General features: G+C 39.9%; 18 protein-coding genes. 4 read left to right on the forward strand and 14 right to left on the reverse strand.

Translation table 11 applies throughout. The features are described from left to right. Window positions 1-53: 53 nt before the first annotated feature. Window positions 54-503, reverse strand: a complete 450-nt coding sequence (locus IEO70_RS06475; RefSeq protein ID WP_190997547.1) for a DinB family protein — start codon at window positions 501-503, stop codon at window positions 54-56. A gap of 179 nt (window positions 504-682) precedes the next feature. On the opposite strand from IEO70_RS06475, the gene IEO70_RS06480 reads away from it, so the two are divergent. Next, window positions 683-1822 carry a conserved virulence factor C family protein gene (locus IEO70_RS06480; RefSeq protein WP_190997548.1) on the forward strand — a complete coding sequence of 380 codons (1140 nt, stop codon included), beginning with the start codon at window positions 683-685 and terminating at the stop codon, window positions 1820-1822. A 71-nt stretch (window positions 1823-1893) separates the two neighbouring features. Here the strand turns inward: IEO70_RS06480 and IEO70_RS06485 are convergent, their stop codons facing one another. The 9 genes from IEO70_RS06485 to IEO70_RS06525 form a co-directional block, all read right to left on the reverse strand. Beyond that, window positions 1894-2577 carry a Crp/Fnr family transcriptional regulator gene (locus IEO70_RS06485; RefSeq protein ID WP_190997549.1) on the reverse strand — a complete coding sequence of 228 codons (684 nt, stop codon included), beginning with the start codon at window positions 2575-2577 and terminating at the stop codon, window positions 1894-1896. Window positions 2578-2794: 217 nt separating this feature from the next. After that, the gene (gene arcC, locus IEO70_RS06490; RefSeq protein ID WP_190997550.1) at window positions 2795-3754 is read right to left on the reverse strand and encodes a carbamate kinase; all 960 of its coding nucleotides are present in this window, start codon (window positions 3752-3754) and stop codon (window positions 2795-2797) included. Between the two features lie 21 nt (window positions 3755-3775). Beyond that, window positions 3776-5191, reverse strand: a complete 1416-nt coding sequence (gene arcD, locus IEO70_RS06495; protein ID WP_190997551.1) for an arginine-ornithine antiporter — start codon at window positions 5189-5191, stop codon at window positions 3776-3778. Between the two features lie 74 nt (window positions 5192-5265). Then, window positions 5266-6276: an ornithine carbamoyltransferase gene (gene argF, locus IEO70_RS06500; protein WP_190997552.1), complete on the reverse strand. Its 1011-nt coding sequence runs from the start codon at window positions 6274-6276 to the stop codon at window positions 5266-5268. A gap of 172 nt (window positions 6277-6448) precedes the next feature. Beyond that, window positions 6449-7681, reverse strand: coding sequence for an arginine deiminase (gene arcA, locus IEO70_RS06505; RefSeq protein ID WP_190997553.1), 1233 nt, complete (start codon window positions 7679-7681; stop codon window positions 6449-6451). A 289-nt stretch (window positions 7682-7970) separates the two neighbouring features. Further along, complete coding sequence (argR, locus tag IEO70_RS06510; protein ID WP_190997604.1) at window positions 7971-8423, reverse strand: arginine repressor; 453 nt, start codon at window positions 8421-8423, stop codon at window positions 7971-7973. A gap of 146 nt (window positions 8424-8569) precedes the next feature. Continuing rightward, the gene (locus tag IEO70_RS06515; protein ID WP_190997554.1) at window positions 8570-11209 is read right to left on the reverse strand and encodes a cation-translocating P-type ATPase; all 2640 of its coding nucleotides are present in this window, start codon (window positions 11207-11209) and stop codon (window positions 8570-8572) included. A 657-nt stretch (window positions 11210-11866) separates the two neighbouring features. Beyond that, window positions 11867-12082, reverse strand: coding sequence for an S-layer homology domain-containing protein (locus IEO70_RS20180; protein ID WP_328820882.1), 216 nt, complete (start codon window positions 12080-12082; stop codon window positions 11867-11869). Between the two features lie 241 nt (window positions 12083-12323). Beyond that, entirely contained in the window at window positions 12324-13211 is an 888-nt protein-coding gene (locus IEO70_RS06525; RefSeq protein WP_190997555.1) for a R2-like ligand-binding oxidase, read from the reverse strand. Between the two features lie 93 nt (window positions 13212-13304). Between IEO70_RS06525 and IEO70_RS06530 the strand changes: the two genes are divergently transcribed. Both IEO70_RS06530 and IEO70_RS06535 read left to right on the forward strand, forming a co-directional pair. Further along, window positions 13305-13991: a helix-turn-helix transcriptional regulator gene (locus IEO70_RS06530; RefSeq protein ID WP_190997556.1), complete on the forward strand. Its 687-nt coding sequence runs from the start codon at window positions 13305-13307 to the stop codon at window positions 13989-13991. An 89-nt stretch (window positions 13992-14080) separates the two neighbouring features. Continuing rightward, window positions 14081-14812 (forward strand): GTP pyrophosphokinase, encoded by a 732-nt coding sequence (locus IEO70_RS06535; protein WP_190997557.1) that lies wholly within the window; start codon window positions 14081-14083, stop codon window positions 14810-14812. A gap of 234 nt (window positions 14813-15046) precedes the next feature. On the opposite strand, the gene IEO70_RS06540 is transcribed toward IEO70_RS06535, so the two are convergent. Together IEO70_RS06540 and IEO70_RS06545 are read right to left on the reverse strand one after the other, a co-directional pair. After that, window positions 15047-16255 carry a LacI family DNA-binding transcriptional regulator gene (locus tag IEO70_RS06540; RefSeq protein ID WP_190997558.1) on the reverse strand — a complete coding sequence of 403 codons (1209 nt, stop codon included), beginning with the start codon at window positions 16253-16255 and terminating at the stop codon, window positions 15047-15049. Window positions 16256-16543: 288 nt separating this feature from the next. Continuing rightward, on the reverse strand, window positions 16544-18217 hold the full coding sequence (locus tag IEO70_RS06545; protein WP_190997559.1) for a PTS transporter subunit EIIC: 1674 nt from the start codon (window positions 18215-18217) through the stop codon (window positions 16544-16546). A 257-nt stretch (window positions 18218-18474) separates the two neighbouring features. Here IEO70_RS06545 and IEO70_RS06550 point away from each other — a divergent pair, with 257 nt between their 5' ends. Further along, window positions 18475-18906 carry a DUF2871 domain-containing protein gene (locus tag IEO70_RS06550; protein WP_190997560.1) on the forward strand — a complete coding sequence of 144 codons (432 nt, stop codon included), beginning with the start codon at window positions 18475-18477 and terminating at the stop codon, window positions 18904-18906. A gap of 279 nt (window positions 18907-19185) precedes the next feature. Here IEO70_RS06550 and IEO70_RS06555 read toward each other — a convergent pair whose 3' ends face one another. Both IEO70_RS06555 and ahpC read right to left on the reverse strand, forming a co-directional pair. Next, window positions 19186-20844: an FAD-dependent oxidoreductase gene (locus IEO70_RS06555; RefSeq protein WP_190997561.1), complete on the reverse strand. Its 1659-nt coding sequence runs from the start codon at window positions 20842-20844 to the stop codon at window positions 19186-19188. A gap of 189 nt (window positions 20845-21033) precedes the next feature. Beyond that, a complete protein-coding gene (gene ahpC / locus IEO70_RS06560) occupies window positions 21034-21597 on the reverse strand; it encodes an alkyl hydroperoxide reductase subunit C (protein ID WP_190997562.1) in 564 nt (187 codons plus the stop codon). Between the last annotated feature and the right edge of the window lie 8 nt (window positions 21598-21605).

Raw genomic sequence — 21605 nt, forward strand, 5'->3', positions numbered from 1 at the left:
ACAGAAAAAGCCTGAAGCATTACGCCCCAAGCTTGATTATAAAATGTTGGCTCTTAAGCCTCTACAATGCGTTTCATCGCTTTCATTTGTCCAAGATGCTCTGCTTCATGGTGCAGCATCAAGTCGTATAAATCACCGACTGTATCAATGCCCTCTTTCGGGAATTTGAACGGAAGCGGATGAACAAAGCAGCTTTCCGGAAGTTCAGCTAAACGCCCTGCTTGCTCCTTCAAAGCTCCTGCAAGTGTTTCAATTGATGGTACATCGCCTTGCCAGTCAGCTGGCTTCGTGCCGAAACCGAAAAGAGCCGCATACTCTGCTGGTACATTGTCTGCGTTTTTTGGATAGCCGAACATAAAAGATTCTGCAGTCACTAGCAAATGTCCGATATGCCAATGAATATTATTGTTGAATCCCTTTGGCTGAACCTTTGCTGTTTCTTCATTTAAACCGTTTACAAAATCTAAAAGCATGCCGCGTGTTAATTGAAATTGTTTAGACATATAATTCTCCCCCTATCATTTAACCAATATTCGTCGGTTTGATTTAATAGTACAAAAAAAAATTCTTTCTGACTATTAATCCGTTTCTAATTAATTGAAAGCATGCTGTTTGCTTTATCTGACAGCCTTTCGATAAGATGAACTTACAGATTCATACGAATAAAGAAGGGGTGCATTCTATGAACATCAAATCGATTGAACCGACTCCAAGTCCAAATACGATGAAAATAAATTTAGACCAAGAAATGCCTGCTGGCAAGAGCAATAATTATAAGAAAGAACATGCCGAACAAGCACCGGCGCTTATTAAGGAGCTGCTGGAAATTGACGGTGTAAAGGGCATTTATCACGTTGCTGATTTCCTCGCTGTCGAGAGAAATCCTAAGTACGATTGGAAAGATATTTTAATAGCTGTCCGACAAGCATTTGGCGAGGAATCCGCTGATGAACAACGACAAAATGTGATGCTGGAGACATATGGAGAGGTAGCCGTACAAGTCCAGCAATTTAAAGGAATACCTATGCAAATTAAGTTGAATGACGGGCAAACGGAAAAACGATTTGCATTACCGGAGCAATTTATACAAGCATTGGCAAAAGCGCAAAAGCCTGATGATAATATAGTCATGCTACGTAAATGGGCTGATTATGGCTATCGCTATGGTGATATGGATGCAATCGGAAAAGAAGTGACCGATGAATTGACAGCTGCTTATCATACGGAAAGGTTAGATACACTTGTCACTGAAGCAGTAGCTGATGAAAAGTCTGCTAAAGTTTTAACGAGAAAGCCTCAGCAAAAGCTGACTGCCGACATGCTTACCGATGAAAGCTGGGAAAAACGTTATGCAGCGCTCGAACAAATGCCTGATCCTGAACTTGAGGACATTCCACTTCTTGAAAAGGCACTTGATGACAGCAAAGTTTCCATCCGCCGACTGGCTGTTGTCTATTTAGGGATGATTAAAGACAAAGCCGTTTTGCCGGGGCTGTATAAAGGACTGAACGATGCAAGTCCGGCTGTGCGACGGACGGCAGGCGATTGTTTGTCTGACCTTGGCTTTGAAGAAGCGATGAGTGAAATGGCAAAAGCACTTCAAGATAAAAATAAGCTCGTCCGCTGGCGTGCTGCGATGTTTCTATATGAAGTAGGAGATGAAAGTGCCCTTTCTGCCTTGAAGCAGGCAGAAAATGATCCGGAATTCGAAGTGGCTTTGCAAGTAAAAATGGCCATCGCCCGTATAGAAAACGGAGAAGAAGCACAAGGCTCCGTTTGGAAGCAAATGACGGAGGCAAGGTTGAATAACCCAAAAGCGTAGGCGCAAGACGTCAATACAAAACTTATTAATACCACAAAAAGAGCTGCAACTCTCTGCAGCTCTTTTTGTGTTCACCCTGCCAGTTCATCAATTGTTTCTGGCTTATGTATCGTCCATATTTTATTTTTACAGGATAGTATATCTTCTTCTTTTAGTTGCTTCAACACTTGACTTACTGTTTCGCGTGATGTCCCTGATAGGTAAGCAATTTCAGTAGTTGTAATAGGACACTCGATAATGATTTCATCTTTGCTGCCATAAACGCCTAAGTCCGACATTAAATATGTAAGCGTTTGTATAACACGTTGCTGAGCATTCGCAAGTTGTTGAACGCGGTTCTCATGTGTTTTAAGTATGTCAGAAAGAGAAGTTACAATCTTAATCAGCTGACTGCGGTTTTTCTTAATATGTTCTTCAAAAACTTTTGTAGGTAAATAAAATAATTCCAAATCAGTGACAGCCTCAGCTGAAAAGTGGTATGTCGAGTCAGTGAATAGCCCCCCGCACGGAAACGTTGTAAAAGATTTGACATAATCGCAATAAGTCATTTTTCCGCTTTGGTTAGTGCGTGTCAGTTTTACAAACCCTTTCAGCAAAAAATAAATGCGTTCACGCGGGTCATCTTCAATAAATAGAAATTGCCCCTTTTTATACGTTCTCCAATATACGGTTGATTTAAAGAGTTGTAGCTGATCGTTAGAAAGGTCAGAGAATAAATCGAACTTTTTTAAATCCTTAATAGAATATTGATTCATACTTACACTTCCTTGCTTAATTTTGAAGCAACTATCACTATTATAAAGTAATAAAATTCAATAATGTATATACCTGAAAATGTATACAAATAAAATACAAATATAGTTCTAGTATACTTCACTAAAAAGCAAGTAGAGACAAAAATTCCACAGTAATTGTCATGAATAAGTTAAAGAAGAGGCGCAAGTCTGCGCCCCTTCCAAACAGTTATTTAATTTAAGCTAAAACGGCCGATCCCTTTTTTGATACGATTGTACCAGCTTTTCCTTCAAGAGCTTCGAACGCTTTATCAAGAGAAGTAATGATTGTTTGGCGTTCTGGTTTACTGTTAGCGAAATTGATAGCTGCTTCAACTTTTGGAAGCATGCTGCCCGGAGCGAAGTGGCCTTCTTTCACCATTTCTTCTAGCTCAGCAACAGATACTTCCTCTAGCTTGCGTTGATTTGGTTGGTTGTAGTTAATATATACATTATCAACGCCTGTTAAGATGATTAATGTATCAGCATCTACTAGTTCTGCTAGTTTTTGAGCAGCAAAGTCTTTGTCTATAACCGCTTCAATACCTTGCAGTTCCTCTTCTGTTTCAATAACCGGAATTCCGCCGCCGCCGACAGCAACAGTGATGATTCCTGCTTCTACTAAGCTATTGATAACATGATGTTCATGAATGCTTACTGGTTTTGGAGAAGCAACTACTCGTCTCCAGCCGCGACCTGCATCTTCTTTGAACACTGCGCCGCTTTCTGCCATTGCTTTTTTCGCTTCCTCTTCTGAATAGAAAGGACCGATTGGCTTTGTTGGATTTTCAAAAGCCGGATCGTTTTGGTCGACAACGACACGAGTCACAATTGTCGCAACATCTTTTTCAATGCCATGTCTTTTCAATGCTTTATCGATGGCATTTTCCATCCAGTAGCCGATCATGCCTTGGCTCATCGCTCCGCATGTATCAAGTGGCATTGCTGGATTTTTTTCACAATCTCCAGCTTTTTGCTGTAATAAGATATTTCCAACTTGTGGACCGTTGCCGTGAGCGATTACGATTTCCACATCATTTTTAATAAAGCCAACTAATTGCTCCGCTGTACGATTTAATGCCTCTTGCTGTGCTTCTGCACTAGCATCTCCAGTTTGAATCGCATTACCGCCTAAAGCAATGACCACTTTTCTTTTCATAACTCTATTCCTCCATTAATATTAAATTGTAATGCTTCCTGTAATTAGTTCAAATAGCGCATATACCGCTAATACGACGAATACAATCGCCACAATAAGTTCTGGTTTTGTGAATATTTTTTTGTTTTCTTCTTTTTGAACAATACGGAAAACAATGATACCAGGTGCGAACAATAGCATTGTTAGCAGCAAGTAGCTTAAACCGGCTGCAATAACAAGCCAAACACCATAAATACTCGCAATTAAACCAACAACAAGATTTTTCGTGCGATCTGCTTCTTTTGTTTGCAAACTATATTTAAATTGATAGAATGCTGAGAAAGCATATGGAATCAAAATCGCAGATGATGCCAATGAATACATAAATTGATATGCTTGATCTGAAATGATGAAAGTTAAAATGAACAGCTGAATTAAGCCGTTTGTTAACCAAAGTGCATTAACTGGCGCTTTGTTGACATTTTCTTTCGCAAACCATTTAGGGAAAATGCCGTCTTTTGCCGCAAGGAATGGAATTTCACTCGCAAGCAATGTCCAGCCAAGCCAAGCTCCTAATACAGAGATAATTAAACCAAAATTGATCAGGACAGCTCCCCATTTACCAACAACAGATTCTAAAATGTAAGCCATAGATGGGTTGGGAAGATTAGCAACATCTGCTTGACTCATTACCCCAATTGACAATAATGAAACCAGCATATAGATAATTAATGTCCCTACTAAACCTAAAATAGTAGCTCGTCCTACATCTTTACGGTTTTTCGCACGGCTTGAGAAAACAACTGCCCCCTCAATACCGATGAATACCCATAATGTTACAAGCATAGTATTTTTAACTTGTGATCCAACTGCGCTCCAAGAGAATGAGCCTGCATCACCCCAGTAGTTGCCGACAAAAGTATCAATATTAAATGCGAAAATTGCTACAATGATGAAGACAAGAACCGGTACTAGTTTTGCGATTGTCGTAACTAAGTTTAAAATTGCAGCTGAATGAACACCGCGTAAAATTAAAAAATGTACGCACCATAGTAGAATACTTGCACCAATAACAGATGCAATATTTTGACCGCCCTCAAATACAGGGAAAAAGTAACCGATTGATGAGAATAGTAATGTTGCATAAGCAACGTTTCCTAAAAATGCGGATACCCAATACCCCCATGCGCTGTTGAAGCCCATGAAATCTCCAAATCCGGCTCTGGCATAGCTGTATACGCCACCGTCCAAGTCAGGTCGTTTCATATTTAAGTTTTGGAAACAGAAGCCGAGGGATATCATCCCGATTCCAGTGATGATCCAACCGATGATAATTGCGACTGCGCCGGCACCTGATGCCATATCACTCGCTAGATTGAAAATCCCTCCACCAATCATGGAGCCGACTACTAATGCCATTAATGAAAAAAGACCGAGTTTCTTATTACCGTCAGACATGATTCTTACACCTCTTTTTATTTAGACAGGCAGTGCGGATAATTCCGTAACTGCCTGTCATCATTATTTGTAAATTATTGAATATCGCCTAAAGTTGCGGCCATTACCGCTTTAATTGTATGCATTCTGTTTTCAGCTTGATCAAATACATGAGAATGGCGGCTGCGGAACACTTCGTCTGTTACTTCCATTTCTTTCAGACCGTGTTCTTTGTACATTTGCATACCATAAGCTGTTTCTGTGTCATGGAATGCTGGTAAGCAGTGTAAGAAAATTACATTTTCATTACCTGTTTTTTCGATCATTTCCATGTTTACTTGGTATGGAGTCAATAATTCAATACGTTCTGCGAATTTATCTTCTTCACCCATAGAAACCCAAACGTCAGTGTAAAGAACATCTGCGCCAGATACAGCTGCGTCAATGTCACTTGTAACAGTGATGCGGCCGTTTGATTTTTTCGCGATATCTTTCGCTAAATCAACAATTTCTTGTTCTGGGAATAATGATTCAGGTGAGCAAATGCGCATATCCATTCCCACTAAAGCACCAGCAACTAAGAAGCTGTTAGCCATGTTGTTGCGGCCGTCGCCGACATAAACGAATTTAACGCCTTTTAAATGGCCGATATGCTCTTTAATTGTTAAGAAGTCCGCAAGCATTTGTGTTGGATGCCAAGCATCAGTTAAACCATTCCAAACAGGCACTCCTGAATGTTCTGCTAAGCTTTCAACTGTTTCTTGAGAGAATCCACGGAACTCGATACCGTCAAACATGCGGCCAAGTACTTTCGCAGTATCCTCAACAGATTCTTTTTTACCTAGTTGAATGTCATCTTTACCTAGGTACTCAGGGTGTGCACCTAGATCGACGCTTGCAACAGTGAATGCACAGCGTGTGCGAGTGGATGGTTTTTCGAATAGAAGCGCGATGTTTTTACCTTCTAAATAGCGGTGTGGAATACCTTTTTTCTTTTTATCTTTAAGATCAGCTGCTAATTCGATGAAATATAAGAACTCTTCTTCTGTAAAATCTTTTTCTGCTAAAAAGCTGCGGCCTTTTAAATTTGGTTTAGTCATTAACATTGTTTATTGCCCACCTTATTGATTAATTTTTTTATTTCAAGAGATTCATAGTTAGTAGACGGACGCTATACTAAGGAACGGCAAGCAGGCTAGTCTCGTTAGCTCCTGTTAGTATTAAATCTGCCGCATAAGCCCTTTGATAGAGCCCGCCCTATTTCAAAAAGTTAGTTTATTAAATATCTTCACGCACAATCGGCATGCTCATGCAGCGTGGGCCCCCACGACCGCGAGACAATTCCGAGCTTAAGACTTCGATTACTTTCACACCATGACTGCGTAATAAGTCATTTGATACATAGTTGCGATCATATGTCACAACAACACCTGGTGCGATTGCTAATGTGTTAGATCCGTCATTCCATTGTTCACGTGCTGAGATGATTTCATCGCCGCCGCCGCAAGGAATTAGTACTAACTCATCAAGTTTTAATGCTTCTTTAAGCGTTTTATGCAGATCTCTGCTATGTGTAATATTTACATTTTCAGGATCAATGCCTCTTTCAAGCGTATATACATTCATGCTGCCATCAGCATCTTGAATACCTGGGTGAATTGTAAATTTGTTATAGTCGATCATTGTGAATACTGTATCCAAGTGCATGAATGCACGGCATCTAGGAATTTCGATTGCCAATACTTTTTTGATTTTATCTTGTTTAGCAAATAAGTTTTTCGCTAAACGTTCGATTGCTTTCGCAGATGTACGTTCAGATACACCGATTGCAATGACTTCTTCGCTTAGGACTAACTCGTCGCCGCCCTCGATTGGGAAATCATAGTTACGGTCTAACCATACCGGCACATCTTTTCCTGCAAAGCGAGGATGATGTTTAATGATATATTCCATGAATAAGGATTCACGTTGACGTGCCGGCTGACGCATTTTATTAATAGTCAAGCCGTTACCCATAGAAGCTGCCGGGTCACGAGTGAAGTAAAGGTTTGGCATCGGATCCATATAGAATGGATAATGATCTTCCATCATCTCATATAGATGTGTTTTCTTTTTCGCTTCAATTTCATTTTTGCGAACGCCCGCCATCACTTTTTCAATTAATTCAATACCTTCAAAAGTAAGCAGATATTCTTTTAATAGCTTAGCAGAACCATTAACATGTGCTTTTGATTCAACTAAGATTCTTTCAACAAATTCAGTGCGCAATTCCTCAGTATGTAAAGCTTCGTTTGCCAGGTCATCTAGGTACAGTACCTCAACGCCTTGATCGCGAAGCGTTTGAGCAAAGAAGTCATGTTCTTTTTGAATAACATTCAAATAAGGAATGTCATCAAATAACAGTTGAGGTAAATATTCTGGTGTTAGATTTTCAAGCTCTTTACCAGGACGTTTCAGTAAAACAGTTTTTAGTTTACCAATTTCTGATGTTACATGAATTGGGTTGTTCATCAGATGTTTCCTCCTTGACTAGCTGAATTGTTCTTACAAGCTAATAATAAGTTATTTCGGAATAGTAAACTGTGGTTAATCCAACAAAGAAAACGTTAAATATTTGACGTAAAACTTAATAGAGTATACAGTTTTTTGTAAACATATACTTTTGTAAAAGTGGGCAAAATAGAGAAACTCAGGTAAGAAAGCGTTTTCTTGACAGGACGTACTCATCCCTCAAGTTAAATTCTTGCATTTTACTGCATACAGAATGCATAAAATAGCATAAAAAAAAGTTAGCCATTTGCTAACTTTTTTTTATTAACCGATTATAAAGGGTTTCTGTATCCTGTTCAGTGCGGGTGATAATTAGGCATGTGTCATTGCCACATACGCAGCCCATCATCTCTTCCCATTGCATTTCATCTAACAAAGCGCCTATCACATGGGCATTGCCTGGTATTGTACGGATGACTAAAAGATGATCGACGCAATCGATTTTCTCTACTACTTCTTGAATTTTCCGAAGTAATTTTTGATATTGAGCATCGACATTTTTATTCGTAATAAAAGCATATTTTAAAGTCCCATTCTTTGTTGGAACCTTAGCCAAATTTAACTCCTTAATATCCCGTGAGATTGTTGCCTGTGTGACCTCCATACCATTCGCATTCAACAATTCCACCAACTGTTCCTGCTTTTCAACCTCATGCTCTTCGATAATTTTTCTTAAAAAGAAGTGTCTGCGATCTTTATTCAGCTTCATAAAAATGCTCCTTCATATATGTATAATATTATAGTAATATAATTAAAACTTATTTTCACTCTTTTTAATATTGTTGGCGAAGGAGGATTGGCATGTGACAAAAGCAAAAAAGCTGTGACGACAACATCACAGCTTTCTTCTTATTTGACAAAACGCATAACGACTTTCTTCAGCTCCATCAATATGACTGCACCAACCGCAAGACCAGCTGCAATCGCCCAATCATTGAATCCGAATGTATCCGGAATCGAGAATACATCGCGAGCTCCCGGCAAAGTCGTGATCGTATATAAAACTAAGCAAACTCCCACTGCGCCAAGAACATATTTATTGCTGAATAAGCCGATTTCAAAAATCGTTTGCTTATTGGAGCGTGCGGCAAACGTTTGCAATGTGCGGGCTAAAATTAATGTTGTGAATGCCATCGCTACACTGATTTCTTCTGAATGCTGCAAACCGATGTATTGCGAGATGATAACGGCGATACCGATGACTAGGCCGCGCAATAGTACATCCTGCATAGTTCCGCCGGCAAAGATGCCTTCGCGAATATCTCTCGGCTTCCGGTTCATGACATCAGGCTCTGATTTTTCCATCCCGAGAGCAATCGCAGGCAGAGAATCATTAACCAAATTAATAAACAATAGCTGCAAAGCTGTAAACGGATTAACCCAGCCGATAATCATCGCAAATAAAATCGCAATGATGGAGCCGACATTGCCGGCAAAAAGGTAAGCAATCGCCTTTTTAATGTTATCAAATACCGTTCGGCCAACTGCCACTGCTTTAACGATTGAAACGAAATTATCGTCTGTTAAAATCATTGCCGCTGCGTCCTTGGCTACATCGGTACCACTTCCCATCGCTACACCAATGTCTGCCTGCTTTAAAGCAGGAGCATCATTTACGCCATCACCAGTCATGCTTGTGATTCGTCCCTTTTTCTGCCAAGCTCGTACAATCCGAATTTTATTTTCCGGGGAAACACGAGCATAAACCGAAATGTGCTTCAGTTTTTGGTCAAGCTCTTCATCTGACATTGCATCCAGCTCTTGGCCTGTTACAGCAATGTCACCTTCCTCCATTAAGCCAATATCACGGCCAATTGCCTGTGCTGTCGTCTTATGATCACCGGTAATCATCACCGTACGAATCCCGGCTTTCTTCGCTTCTTCAATTGAGCTGTAAACTTCTTCACGTGGAGGGTCGATCATAGCTGTCAATCCGACCAACACTAAGTCATACTCATCCTCAAGGCCAACCTCAATTTGTTCTGATTGTATTTCTTTATATCCATAAGCTAAAACCCGAAGCGCTTTGTTCGAAAAGTCTTCATTCGCCTCTTGAAAACGTTGGAGAATTTCACGAGTGAACGGCTGCTTCTCGCCATCAATCAATACTTGGCTGCAGCGCTCGAACATCACGTCCGGACCGCCTTTTACAAGCATTGCCTTTTGCTGATTGAATATGTGAATTGTTGTCATCAGCTTTCTGTCAGAATCAAAAGGAATTTCCGCTTCTCTCGGAAAGTTATCGCGGATTTCATTATAGTTTTTATTATTCTTATTGCTAAACGTAATTAACGCAACCTCTGTCGGATCGCCAAGCTCTTTGCCTTCTTCATTAATATGCGAATCATTGCAAAGAACTGCTATATGTATTAATGCTCTTTCACTATCTGTCCAAACATTTGGATCACTAGGGAATTTTTCTTTCTTTCCTTTAGGCAAATAATAATCGACAACCGTCATCTTATTTTGCGTTAGCGTACCAGTCTTATCTGTGCAAATAACGCTAGTCGAGCCGAGCGTTTCTACAGCAGGCAGCTTTCTGATAATAGCATGCTGCTTAGCCATTTTGCTCGTCCCGACAGACAACACAATCGTCACAATTGAAGATAGAGCTTCAGGAATCGCTGCCACTGCCACTGCCACTGCAAACATTAATGCATTTAAAATACCGACTGTCATATCAGCTGTATTATCTGAAAACCATAGTCTTCCTGCTTCAACCCCGAAAATGACGATACATAAAATAAGAATGGCTACTCCCAACTTCTTGCTGAATACTTCAAGCTTCCGTTGCAGCGGCGTAGCCTTTTCCTCTGCACTCTCTAACAGGCCGGCAATTTTCCCGATTTCTGTATCACTGCCTGTACCTGTCACAACAATTGTACCGCGGCCATATACGACCATTGCACCGCTGTATACCATATTGAAGCGGTCGCCCAGAGGAACATTGCCTTCGATTATATTAGAATGCTTTTCAACCGGCTCAGATTCTCCTGTCAACATGCCCTCCTCCAGCTTTAAGCTGCCGGACTCCAGCACCCGCCCATCAGCCGGTACATAATCCCCGGCCTCCAGCAGAACAATGTCGCCTTTCACCAGCTCGCGCGCCGGCAATGTTTGTCTAACGCCATCACGCACAACCTTTGCTTCCGGTGCCGAAAGCTGCCGAAGCGCATCAAGCGAGCTTTCAGCTTTCCTCGTTTGAATAACGCTAATAACAGCATTAATTATCAGTACGGCAAATATAATAATCGATTCCATTATTTCACCTAAAACTATTTGAACAATTGCAGCAATAAGCAAAACAATTACCATCGGATCTTTGAAGTTATCCAAAAACAGCTTCCAAATCGGATCCCGCTTCTTTGCAGCAAGCTCATTGTAACCGTCCCGAGTTAACCTGTCTTTTACCTCAGCCGAGGATAAGCCTTCCTCTGTGCTGCCTACTGCTTTCAAAACATCCTCACTATTGTTGCGATAATAATCCATAAAAACAGCTCCCTCCTGCGACAATGCTCACTTTCACTCATGTATTTACTATCTTATAAAAACCAAATTAATATGCTTTTATTTTAGCAAAAAAAAAATAGTTATGAGACATTTCCAAAAATTAAAAAGAAAAACCGGAACCGGTCCTTTTTTATCATGAATATGCTGCATAGATTCGCCTCGATGAAAAAGGAGACATGCGGGAGGACGAAGATGAATCACACGAGAAACCCGTTTTTGGTTTCTTGGGGGAGGCAGCTAAGGACCAAGTATGGCAGGTGTAAGGTTAGACATCTATCTTAGTTCCAAAATATTCATTTTCTTATTTGCAAAGAAAAACCGGAACCGGTCCTTTTTTATCATGATTTTTGCATAAAAAAGCCTACAAAAAAAGTCAAAAGAAGACTATTTTGCAGGCCTGAGTTGCTTATTAATGTGATATTTTATTGTCGTTCCGCCGTTCCACGTTATTTTACATGAATACCATTATAGACAGCCACAGTGAAGTCTGCTCTAGTTGCATAATCACTCACCCGGTATGAAAACCGCCTGTACGGTCGATGCTGTTCATTGTTGCAATCGCGTCATAAGCCCAATTTCAGGCACCTCTTTATAAACAGGTTTGAGTTGGCACTTTCAACTCCTGTCGTTTTAATATTAAATTTCATTCTTAACAATTACAGCCATTTGCGCTCTAGTCAACTTTTCATTCGGACGGAATGTCTCGTCCGGGAAACAGTTGATGACACCCAGTTCTTTTATAGCAGCGATATCCTTCGCAAAAGTATGTTTTCCATTAACATCCTGGAAATACTCCAGCTTCTTCGGTTTATGATTTAAAATGCGGTTAATAATTGCCGATGCTTGTTGCACTAATAAATTTTTTATCCCCTACATAAATTCCCGAATGCGGTATTCCCTCTTTATATGTATCAGAGTATTACCCGTCACAGATGATGCTTGTCCTTTCGCCAGAAAGAATGGCAGTAAAAAGGATACCATCATATGCCATTTATCGACCTTTTCCTATCGGGAATGACATAAAACAAGCCAAAAGAGCTACTCCAAAAGTCATTGCTGACTGTAGAGCAGCCCCATCATCTGCTTATTCAAATTAAATATCAATCAAAATTTCATCAACTTCCTGATCTTTAGCCCTCGCTAAAATTTGCATACGGACAGACAGCTGCTGCATCATAAAATGCAAAGTCAGCTCCGGGTTATTATCCGGATCTTCACTCGCTTCTGCTCCCTCTTGATTAATTTTATAAGCATAGACTGCCAATTCCTCCATTTTCTGTGTGACAACATCGAACAATTCCGGCTGTTCTTTAATCAATCTTTGCAGCAAATACGTGCCATAAGCGATATGTCTCGATTCATCTTTTTTCAAATAGCCGATGCCCTTCAGCAACCCTGGCATTATGCCCGCTTCCTCCAACGCATTATAGAAGGAGAAATAACCTGTTTCAGCGAGAACCCCCTCTACAAACATGTTATAAACGGTTGCCGCTTCTGCCTGAGCCCGAGGAGATTGGTCTTCACTCAATCGCTCCATAGCCTCTGGCAGCACTTCATAAAATACTTCCTTATATGCTCCTGTATGCAAATGTGAGAGGTCGTCTTTCTCCCCAATTGCATCCAAAACTAACCTGAAAAACTCCGTATGTTTTGCTTCCTCATAGAGAAACGTAGTCAGAAACATTTCCTCTTCCAGACGACCTTCCTTGGCAATCGCCATGATTAACGGCAATAAATCAAGTGTTACCGCTTCTTCACCAGCCTGAAACTGAGCAATCAGCCGCAAAATGCCGGCCTTCTTCGCATCGCTTAATTCCGCCCAATCCTTCGCATCTTGTGTAAAATCTATATCAGAAGGATTCCAAATGCCGAATTTCTTTGCCTTTTGATACAATTTGTAAGGAAATGATTCCTCATCTAATCCTTTCGCACTAGTTGTGATGATCACTCTCTCCTTAGACATAGCAACTTCTCCCTTCATATTGACGCATCGTATTGTAAGCGCTTTACAAGTATTGTAATATGAACTTATATGTATATGAATATCTGAAAATATAGGGGGGAAAATCGTCGAATGCTAAGTCAAACACTCAAAGACTATATGAAAGATGTCGCATCAATTAAAAATGCCGAAAAGCAAATCGAAATGATGATTCGCGGCTGCATCGAATATTTCCCTTTCCAAAGAGCCTCACTCTTCTCATTCTCGCATATCAATTTCATCGGAGAAGGGGTTTACCAAATCGAAAAAGACAAATTAAGCAAAATGTCTTGGCTGAAGCAAGATATTCGTACTTTCCCGCTCGTTCACTATGCCATCACCCATAATCAGCCGTTGTATATTAAAAATGAAAACTTGCAGTACACACTACCCCCGGAATATGAGCCCTATTTCGACTTAACATCGTTGGCCATCATACCAATCAGTAAGCAGCATACCGTCGTTGGCTGTGCTTTCATTGATCGATACACCGGAAAGCAGCCTTTTGATGATCAGCAATTAAAGCAAATCTTTCACTATTTCCAGCAGCTATTCCACAGTTTATCTCATCTTCCCCAGTTAAATCCCGTTTTGAGCAAAAGAGAAATAGAAGTTTTACAACATTTAGCCAATGGTTACGCCATTAAAGAAATGGCATCAATGATGAACATTAGTGTTTTCACAGTCCGTGATTATTTGACCGCCGCTATAAGAAAACTCGGTGTCAATCATCGCTCACATGCGGTTGCAGAAGGTTTCAGAAAAGGGATATTAAAGTAAGCGATTGCTACAATCTAACATTGGTTGACCTGACTGTTTGCTTTATAATGGAACTATCTTGAAAAGAGGAAAGGAAAAACACAGCAACGATGAGTTCCAAAACAAACTTAGACTTACAGCATTTCATGGAAACGAAGAAAGAATTAACACGCTTTATGATGACATATAAGTGTGCGATGGATGAGATAGAAACAAAAATAAACGTATTAAAACAAGAATTTCAATATATACATGAATACAATCCGATTGAGCATGTCAGAAGCCGGCTGAAATCTCCGGAGAGCATCATTCAAAAAATGTACCGTAAAAACGGAGGTACTGTTTCATTAGATGAATTGAAGGAAAATATTCGGGACATTGCGGGCGTACGAATCATTTGCTCCTTTATTTCTGATATATACAGAATCAGCGATATGATCCAAAAACAAAAAGATGTCGAATTAGTCAGCCTGAAAGATTACATTAAAAATCCGAAGCCAAATGGCTACAGAAGTTTGCATCTTATAATTAAGATACCGGTCTTTATGTCTGACAGAGAAGAGCATGTATATGTAGAATTGCAAATTCGGACAATGGCGATGGATTTCTGGGCCAGCCTCGAGCATAAAATCTATTATAAATATCAGAATGCAATTCCTGAGAATATGTTAGAAGAACTAAAAGAAGCTGCTTATACCGCTTCAGAACTCGACAAGAAGATGGAGAAGCTTCATAAGGAAATAGGCAAAATTAAAGAAGATACTAATCAACAATTAAAGATTGATAATCAAACGATGAATGTACCTTCAGAATTGATCAATATGCTATTAGCACAAAAATAAACTCCAGCAACAGCTGGAGTTTACTTCTTGTAGTAAATTAAATAATTGTTAGTAGAATCATGTCAAACCCTGCTTTTAGTTTAATAGATTGCCTTGCCTTCTTCAAGCTGACTTGAAGCATTGTCCGATTTTATTCAATTCTTCCACCATGATAATTCACATATAGAAAAACCGTTACCGGTCCTTTTTCTTGAATGCTACCTAATAAAGCAGTAAAGGACGAAATTATTCACATTACATCCTTTTCTCTTCCCTATTTATAACCGATTCCCGTTCGACTAGAGATACAGGCAACATATAACTATTCCGGACTTTTTCGCCCTTCGCTTTACGGATCACAATCGTAACAGCCGTTTCTGCCTTCAAAAATATATTTTGATCAACCGTCGTCAGTTCCGGATTGCAATAGCGACTGAAATAAATATTATCAAATCCCATAATCGACAAATCCTGTGGGATACGAAATCCCCTTTTCAAAAAACCCTTCATTAATCCAATCGCCATAATGTCAGCTGGACAAAATACCGCGTCATAGTTCCTGCCGCTCTCAGCTATGATGTTAGCAAGATTAATTCCTTCATCATAACTGTATTTATTTTTCGAGATAAATATATCTTCGCTCTTATACTCAATACCATATGCTTCAAGAGCTTCCTTATATCCTTCAATCCTCTTATCAATAAAATTACCGTAATCATTCTCGCAACCGGCAAATGCAATTCTTTTATGACCTTTCAAAATTAAATATTCAACACTATTAAACGTTCCTTTTTGATCTTCAGAAGTTAAATTCACAAAGTCTGGATGAGTGCCATATTCATCAACGACAACAACCGGCTCATCCACAGTTAATAGTATTCTCTCAAGATTTTCGGGGATTTGCCCCACTATAATAAAACCTAAAAAATGATGGTTCGCCACTTCACTATATGATTGTTCTTCCAGTGTATTAAATATTTTAATTGATAAATTATTTTCTTGTGCCGTATGTTTTACCCCGCTAATAAATTCTTGATAAAATGGATTGCTTTCGATTAATGTATGACGGTAATCTTTCTCCATCTTAATAAAAATCGCCAAGGTCGAAGGCAAGGTATTCATGAGCTGGTCAAGGCGATCACTTGGTAAATATCCCTTCTCACGGATGATTTTTTGCAGTTTTTTCTTTGTTTGTTCCGGTAATGAACCGATTTTAGTTTTTATAAATGATTGCATGAAATCGTGATAAAATGGATGCGGTTCTTCTCTTGATTCAGAAGCCTGAAGTGCTAAATTTCTGGCCGAACTGTTCGGCACATATCCGAGCTCTTTGATTGTTTGTAAGACTCGCTCTTTCGTCTCAGCTGATACTTTATCGACATCATTTAAGACATACGAAACGGTAGCCTTTGAAACATTCGCTTTTTTTGCCACATCAGCTATTGTCACCTTATGCGTCTTCATTTTTTCCTCCACAACATGTCAATAAACCTAATTTTACCGCTATCCTTGCATTTGTAAATAGAAATAAGAAAAACCGTTACCGGTCCTTTTTCATTTTTGTATTCGCCTCTTGAATTCACTTGAATGAAAAAGGGAGACATGCGGGAACCGAAATGCAGAAGCGGCCCGCAAGCAAGGCAGGTGTATGGTCAGACAACTATCTAAGTTCTATAGCTTTATACTTAATCAGAAAAAAATGGGCCTCTCATTCATGATTTGATCACTTTTGAGAAAGACCCATTTTAACGATTACATAATCTCTTTAATATAATTTTTCAGCGTATCCGATTTGCCGCCGAAAATTGCTTGAACACCGCCTGATACTTCGAGTACACCCGCAGCACCCAGCTTTTTCAATTGGTTTTTATCAACTTTTTTTGCATCTTTTACTTCAACGCGAAGTCGGGTGATACAAGCATCGATATTTTCAATGTTGTCGCTTCCGCCTAATGCTTCTAACACGTTTGGAGCGATTTCGCGAAGCTCATCATTGCCAGAGGTTTTTGAAGCTGTTTTTGTGCCTGTTTGACCTGTTTTTTCTTGATAATCAGCTTTTGTATATAGTTTCGTTTCTTCATCATCTTCTTCACGACCAGGTGTTTTCAGATTGAACTTCTTGATCACGAAACTGAATATGAAGTAGTAAAGAACAAAGTAGACAACACCGACAAGCAGTACATAATACCAGTTAGTTGAAACCCCTGCACCTGCCGGCAAAAGACCAAATAATGTAAAGTCAATCAGACCGCCAGAGAATGTCATACCGATGAATACGTTTAACATATCCATTAACATGAATGACAGACCGGCCAATACTGCGTGAATCACGAATAACCAAGGAGCAACAAATAAGAATGTGAATTCAATTGGCTCTGTAATACCTGTTAAAGCAGCAGTACCCGCAGCTGAGAATAGCAGTGAACCGACTAATACTTTCTTAGCAGGTTTTGCACATTTGTACATTGCAAGTGCCGCACCAAGCAGACCGAACATCATGAATGGGAACTTACCGGCCATATAACGTGTCGTTCCGGAAACAATTTCACTCATTGTTCCTTGAGAAGCGCCTACTAAATCACTCATTGAGCCTAATTGTTGGAAGTAAGCCGGGCTTGCTCCACTAATAACTGTTTTAGTACCATCGATGATAACATCTGCTTGTACGAAAGAAGAGTACCAGAATGGCGTATAGAAAACATGATGAAGACCGAACGGAATTAATGAACGTTCGATTAAACCATAGAAGAATGTGCCAACTAAGCCTGAACCTTGAACAAGCTCAGATAACCAAGCGATGCCGTCTTGAACAACAGGCCAGACAAATGCCAATAAAGCACCGACAAGCGCCATTACTAAAGACGTAATGATTGGAACGAAACGAGATCCCGCAAAGAATGAGAACATAGGGTTAAAAGTAATATTATAATAGCGATTGTGCAGTATACTTGTTACAATCCCTGCGATAATACCACCGAACACTGACATATTTAATGTAAATATACCAAGCGATGTCGTAACATATGTACCATATTCCCCAACATTATCAGCTGTTACAACACCTAATGTTGTGTAACCTAAACCTAATAATGTAGAAATAACCTGATTCATAACTAAATATCCGAAGATCGCAGCTAAACCTGCAGTACCTTTATCGTCTTTAGCTAAGCCGACTGCAACACCGACTGCGAATAAAATCGGCAAGTTTCCGAAAATGATATTACCGATATCATTCATAATTTGAAGTATAGCTTTAACTGCATCTAAATTTACGAATGAAATAAGCGGATTATAAATGGACGGTGCATTTTCCAAAGAAGCAATTCCGATCAAGGCACCACCGATACCCAGTAAAATACCGGCAATCGGTAAAGCGGCAATCGGAAGCATAATTGCTTTACCAATACGTTGCAAATACTTAAACATTTGATTTTTCTTCCTTTCCTCATCAACTAGTTAACATTGGTTAAGCGGTTAACTTATCCAAAATACTATATCACAATAAAAAGCAAACGCTTTCAGCTATTATGAATATTCTGTGAAGTTTTTGTGACAATTTTCTCTTAATTCTTACTAGTAACTATTCTCCCGTTATTCTGCTAAGTAAGCACATCACAAATTTGTTTTACTGTATACACGAAGAGGTAAAGTACTGTAAGGAAAGCTAGGGGAGGTAAAGAAGAATGAAAAAACTATTTAATTCCGCTTTCATATACTTACTTGCCGCTCTAGGCAGCGGTATACTTTGGAGAGAAATTACAAAGATAATGGATATTTCAGAACCTACTGCCTTAGGGACTGTGCATACACACCTATTCGCATTAGGTTTTATGATGTTCATGATTTTTATTTTACTGGAAAAGAACTTTCATGTTTCAGAGGCGCCTAAGTTTAAAGTGTTTTATATCCTTTATCACATTGGCGTAATTTTGACTGCCACCTTTATGTTCGTTCGCGGCATGACCAGTATGCTTGTCATTAACGGCACACTTGAAATGTCAAACGGATTAGACAGCGCGATTTCCGGTATGTCGGGTATGGGTCATACTATATTAACGGTTGCGCTCATTATCTATATGTTCATGCTTAAAAATAAAGCTGTGCCGGAGGATTAGAAAAACGTCATCGGTCCCTGGAACTGGACGTCGAGCCTCTCGTTTATAGCGAGAGGCTTTTAGTTTGGTTTGTTCTATTGGTTTTTCGCTCCGGATGGACGCTTTCCGCGGGGCAAGGCACCAAGCCACCACTTTGCTAAGCTTCATTGCTGTCTCGGCCTGCCAGCTTCCTCTGAGCAGGAGTCGCCGCCCTCCTCTCCAACCAAAAGAACATTTATCCAAAAACAACCATAAAAAGAAGCAACCTCCCGACAAGAGATTGCTTCTTTTCCTTTATTCTTATACTAATAAAGCTGCGATTTCGTCAATTTTTTTAGCACCGAAAACGACTTGTTCGTCATTGATGATCATCGCTGGAACACTCATTACTTTGTATTCCTTTTTAATGTCTTGGAATTGACTGATATCGACCATTTCCGCTTCAATATTAGGGTTCTCGATGGCAATGCGTTGCGCGCCGACCACTACATCTGGGCAATAGTGGCATGCAAGTGAAACCATGACTTTAATGTTTGCTTTTTTATCGATTGATTTAATTGTATCCATAATGCTTGCATCCAATGCTTGCCCAGGACCAGCTAGGTTGTAAATAGCTAGGATGAATGAGTTCAACTCATGTCCACCTGGTACGCCGTGGTATTTAACCCCGCTATATTCGCCGTTTGCATTCAATAATGAAACAACAGGGTATTTATCGGCATGGATTTTAGCCTCCATATCCGGATTTTCACCTTTGTTATATAGCTCAAGGTGAAGCTTATCGCCAAGCTCGGCAACGTCTAATAAGAAGTCGCGAAGCTCTACAGACTTAGGTAGGCTTTCGTCAACGATTGACACTAATGTTACATCGTTTTCCATTTTAGCGAAAATGCCTTTTAGCTGACCGCGGATTGCATCAGATAATAACGAGCTTTTGCCTGATCCAGCTGCAGTAGCTGCTTTTTCTTCTTTTTTAGCAGGTTTTGCTTCTTCAACCGGCTCATCTTTAATGCCAAGACGTTCTTTTTCTTCTGATACATATTTACCTGCATCCGTTGCCGCAATCGCTCCGTCAGCAACAGCTGTAATTACTTGGCGCAATGATTTCGGACGAAGGTCACCAGCTGCATAAACACCTTTGACATTTGTTCTCATATCATCATCTGTTAAGATGTAGCCTGCACGGTCCATCTCGATATGACCTTTGAAAACATCCGTTTTTGGCTGATAGCCGATGAATACGAACACACCGAACGTGCCGTCTTCTTCTTTTGCAGTGTATTCCCATTCTTCATTTGTTTTATTGTTGATGAAGCGAGCACTCTTGATCATGTCGTCTCCATAAACACCTTGTAATTCTGTATTGAAATGAACTTCAATTTTATCATTTGCGAATACTTTATCTGCAATTGAAGGAGCACATGTGAATTCAGGTTCACGAGCAATGATGCGCACTTTTGTTGCATAACGAGTCAAGTACATCGCTTCTTCTGCTGCAGCAAAGCCAGCGCCGATTACGAATACCTCAAGACCTTCGAAGAATTCTCCGTCACAAGTTGAGCAGTAAGCAACACCGCGACCTGTAAATTCTGCTTCGCCCGGGAAGCCAAGTTTACGAGGAGATGCACCTGTTGCGATGATTACCGCGCGGCCTTTTAGTTCCCCATTGATTGTTTTAATGATTTTCACATCGCCTGAAAAATCAACGCCTGTTACTTCTGTTTTTGTGAACTCCACACCAAAATCTTCGTTTTGAAGGCGCATTTCTTCAATGAGTCCAGGACCTGAAATGTTACGGATACCAGGGTAGTTAGCAATTTCTGAAGTAGTAGACGTTTGACCGCCGAAGTTGCCTTTTTCGATAATTAATGTTTTAAGTTTCGCGCGACCGGCATATAAGCCTGCTGAAAGGCCTGCAGGACCGCCGCCGATAATCAATAAGTCATAAATCTTTTCCATAACCGTTCTCCTTGTAGTATAATCTTTTTATCTATTTTTTTATAAAGGCAGTACAAGAGGCACTTATTAGCGGTAAGTGCCTCTTTTTTTATATTTTATAGCCTTTCACCTGCCATAAATGGACAGGCATAAGGCTTTATAAGACCGGCACTTGAAATTCAAGTTAAACGGTTCAATTGTTATTTTTTATTAGATTTTACCAACTAGGTCTAAGCTTGGCTCAAGAGTTTCTTCACCTGGAGTCCATTTAGCTGGGCAAACTTTATCTCCGTGCTCTGCAACGAATTGAGCAGCTTGTACTTTACGTACTAACTCTTCAGCGTTACGGCCGATTCCTAGATCGTGGATTTCGTAAGCTTTAACTTCGCCTTCTGGATTTAAGATGAAAGTTCCGCGTAATGCTAAACCGTCTTCTTCAATTAACACACCAAATTGTTTTGATAGTACATGCGCTGCGTCAGCAAGCATTGGGTATTTGATTTTACCGATTGTATCAGTTGCATCAGCCCAAGCTTTATGTACGAAATGTGTGTCTGTAGATACAGAGTAGATTTCGCAGTTCATTTCTTTGAATGCTTCATAGTGATCTTGAACGTCTGCTAATTCAGTCGGGCAAACGAATGAGAAATCAGCTGGATAGAAGAAGAATACAGACCATTTACCTTTTACATCGTCTTGAGTAACTTCTTTGAATTCTCCATCTTGGTATGCTTGTACTTTAAAGTCTTCTAGTTTTTTATTGATCATTGACATATTATTTA

This window comes from Peribacillus faecalis, assembly GCF_014712675.1.
GTDB lineage: Bacteria > Bacillota > Bacilli > Bacillales > DSM-1321 > Bacillus_AD > Bacillus_AD faecalis.

Excerpts from the sequence above, each read along its gene's own strand:
- IEO70_RS06530 (WP_190997556.1), top strand. The coding sequence starts at position 13,305 with ATGCTAAGTCAAACACTCAAAGACTATATGAAAGATGTCGCATCAATT.
- IEO70_RS06545 (WP_190997559.1), bottom strand. The coding sequence starts at position 18,217 with ATGTTTAAGTATTTGCAACGTATTGGTAAAGCAATTATGCTTCCGATT.
- arcC (WP_190997550.1), bottom strand. The coding sequence starts at position 3,754 with ATGAAAAGAAAAGTGGTCATTGCTTTAGGCGGTAATGCGATTCAAACT.
- IEO70_RS06515 (WP_190997554.1), bottom strand. The coding sequence starts at position 11,209 with ATGGATTATTATCGCAACAATAGTGAGGATGTTTTGAAAGCAGTAGGC.
- IEO70_RS06485 (WP_190997549.1), bottom strand. The coding sequence starts at position 2,577 with ATGAATCAATATTCTATTAAGGATTTAAAAAAGTTCGATTTATTCTCT.
- IEO70_RS06540 (WP_190997558.1), bottom strand. The coding sequence starts at position 16,255 with ATGAAGACGCATAAGGTGACAATAGCTGATGTGGCAAAAAAAGCGAAT.
- argF (WP_190997552.1), bottom strand. The coding sequence starts at position 6,276 with ATGTTAATGACTAAACCAAATTTAAAAGGCCGCAGCTTTTTAGCAGAA.
- IEO70_RS06525 (WP_190997555.1), bottom strand. The coding sequence starts at position 13,211 with ATGAAGGGAGAAGTTGCTATGTCTAAGGAGAGAGTGATCATCACAACT.
- IEO70_RS06550 (WP_190997560.1), top strand. The coding sequence starts at position 18,475 with ATGAAAAAACTATTTAATTCCGCTTTCATATACTTACTTGCCGCTCTA.
- arcA (WP_190997553.1), bottom strand. The coding sequence starts at position 7,681 with ATGAACAACCCAATTCATGTAACATCAGAAATTGGTAAACTAAAAACT.
- IEO70_RS06475 (WP_190997547.1), bottom strand. The coding sequence starts at position 503 with ATGTCTAAACAATTTCAATTAACACGCGGCATGCTTTTAGATTTTGTA.
- ahpC (WP_190997562.1), bottom strand. The coding sequence starts at position 21,597 with ATGTCAATGATCAATAAAAAACTAGAAGACTTTAAAGTACAAGCATAC.
- IEO70_RS06555 (WP_190997561.1), bottom strand. The coding sequence starts at position 20,844 with ATGGAAAAGATTTATGACTTATTGATTATCGGCGGCGGTCCTGCAGGC.
- IEO70_RS06480 (WP_190997548.1), top strand. The coding sequence starts at position 683 with ATGAACATCAAATCGATTGAACCGACTCCAAGTCCAAATACGATGAAA.
- IEO70_RS06535 (WP_190997557.1), top strand. The coding sequence starts at position 14,081 with ATGAGTTCCAAAACAAACTTAGACTTACAGCATTTCATGGAAACGAAG.
- arcD (WP_190997551.1), bottom strand. The coding sequence starts at position 5,191 with ATGTCTGACGGTAATAAGAAACTCGGTCTTTTTTCATTAATGGCATTA.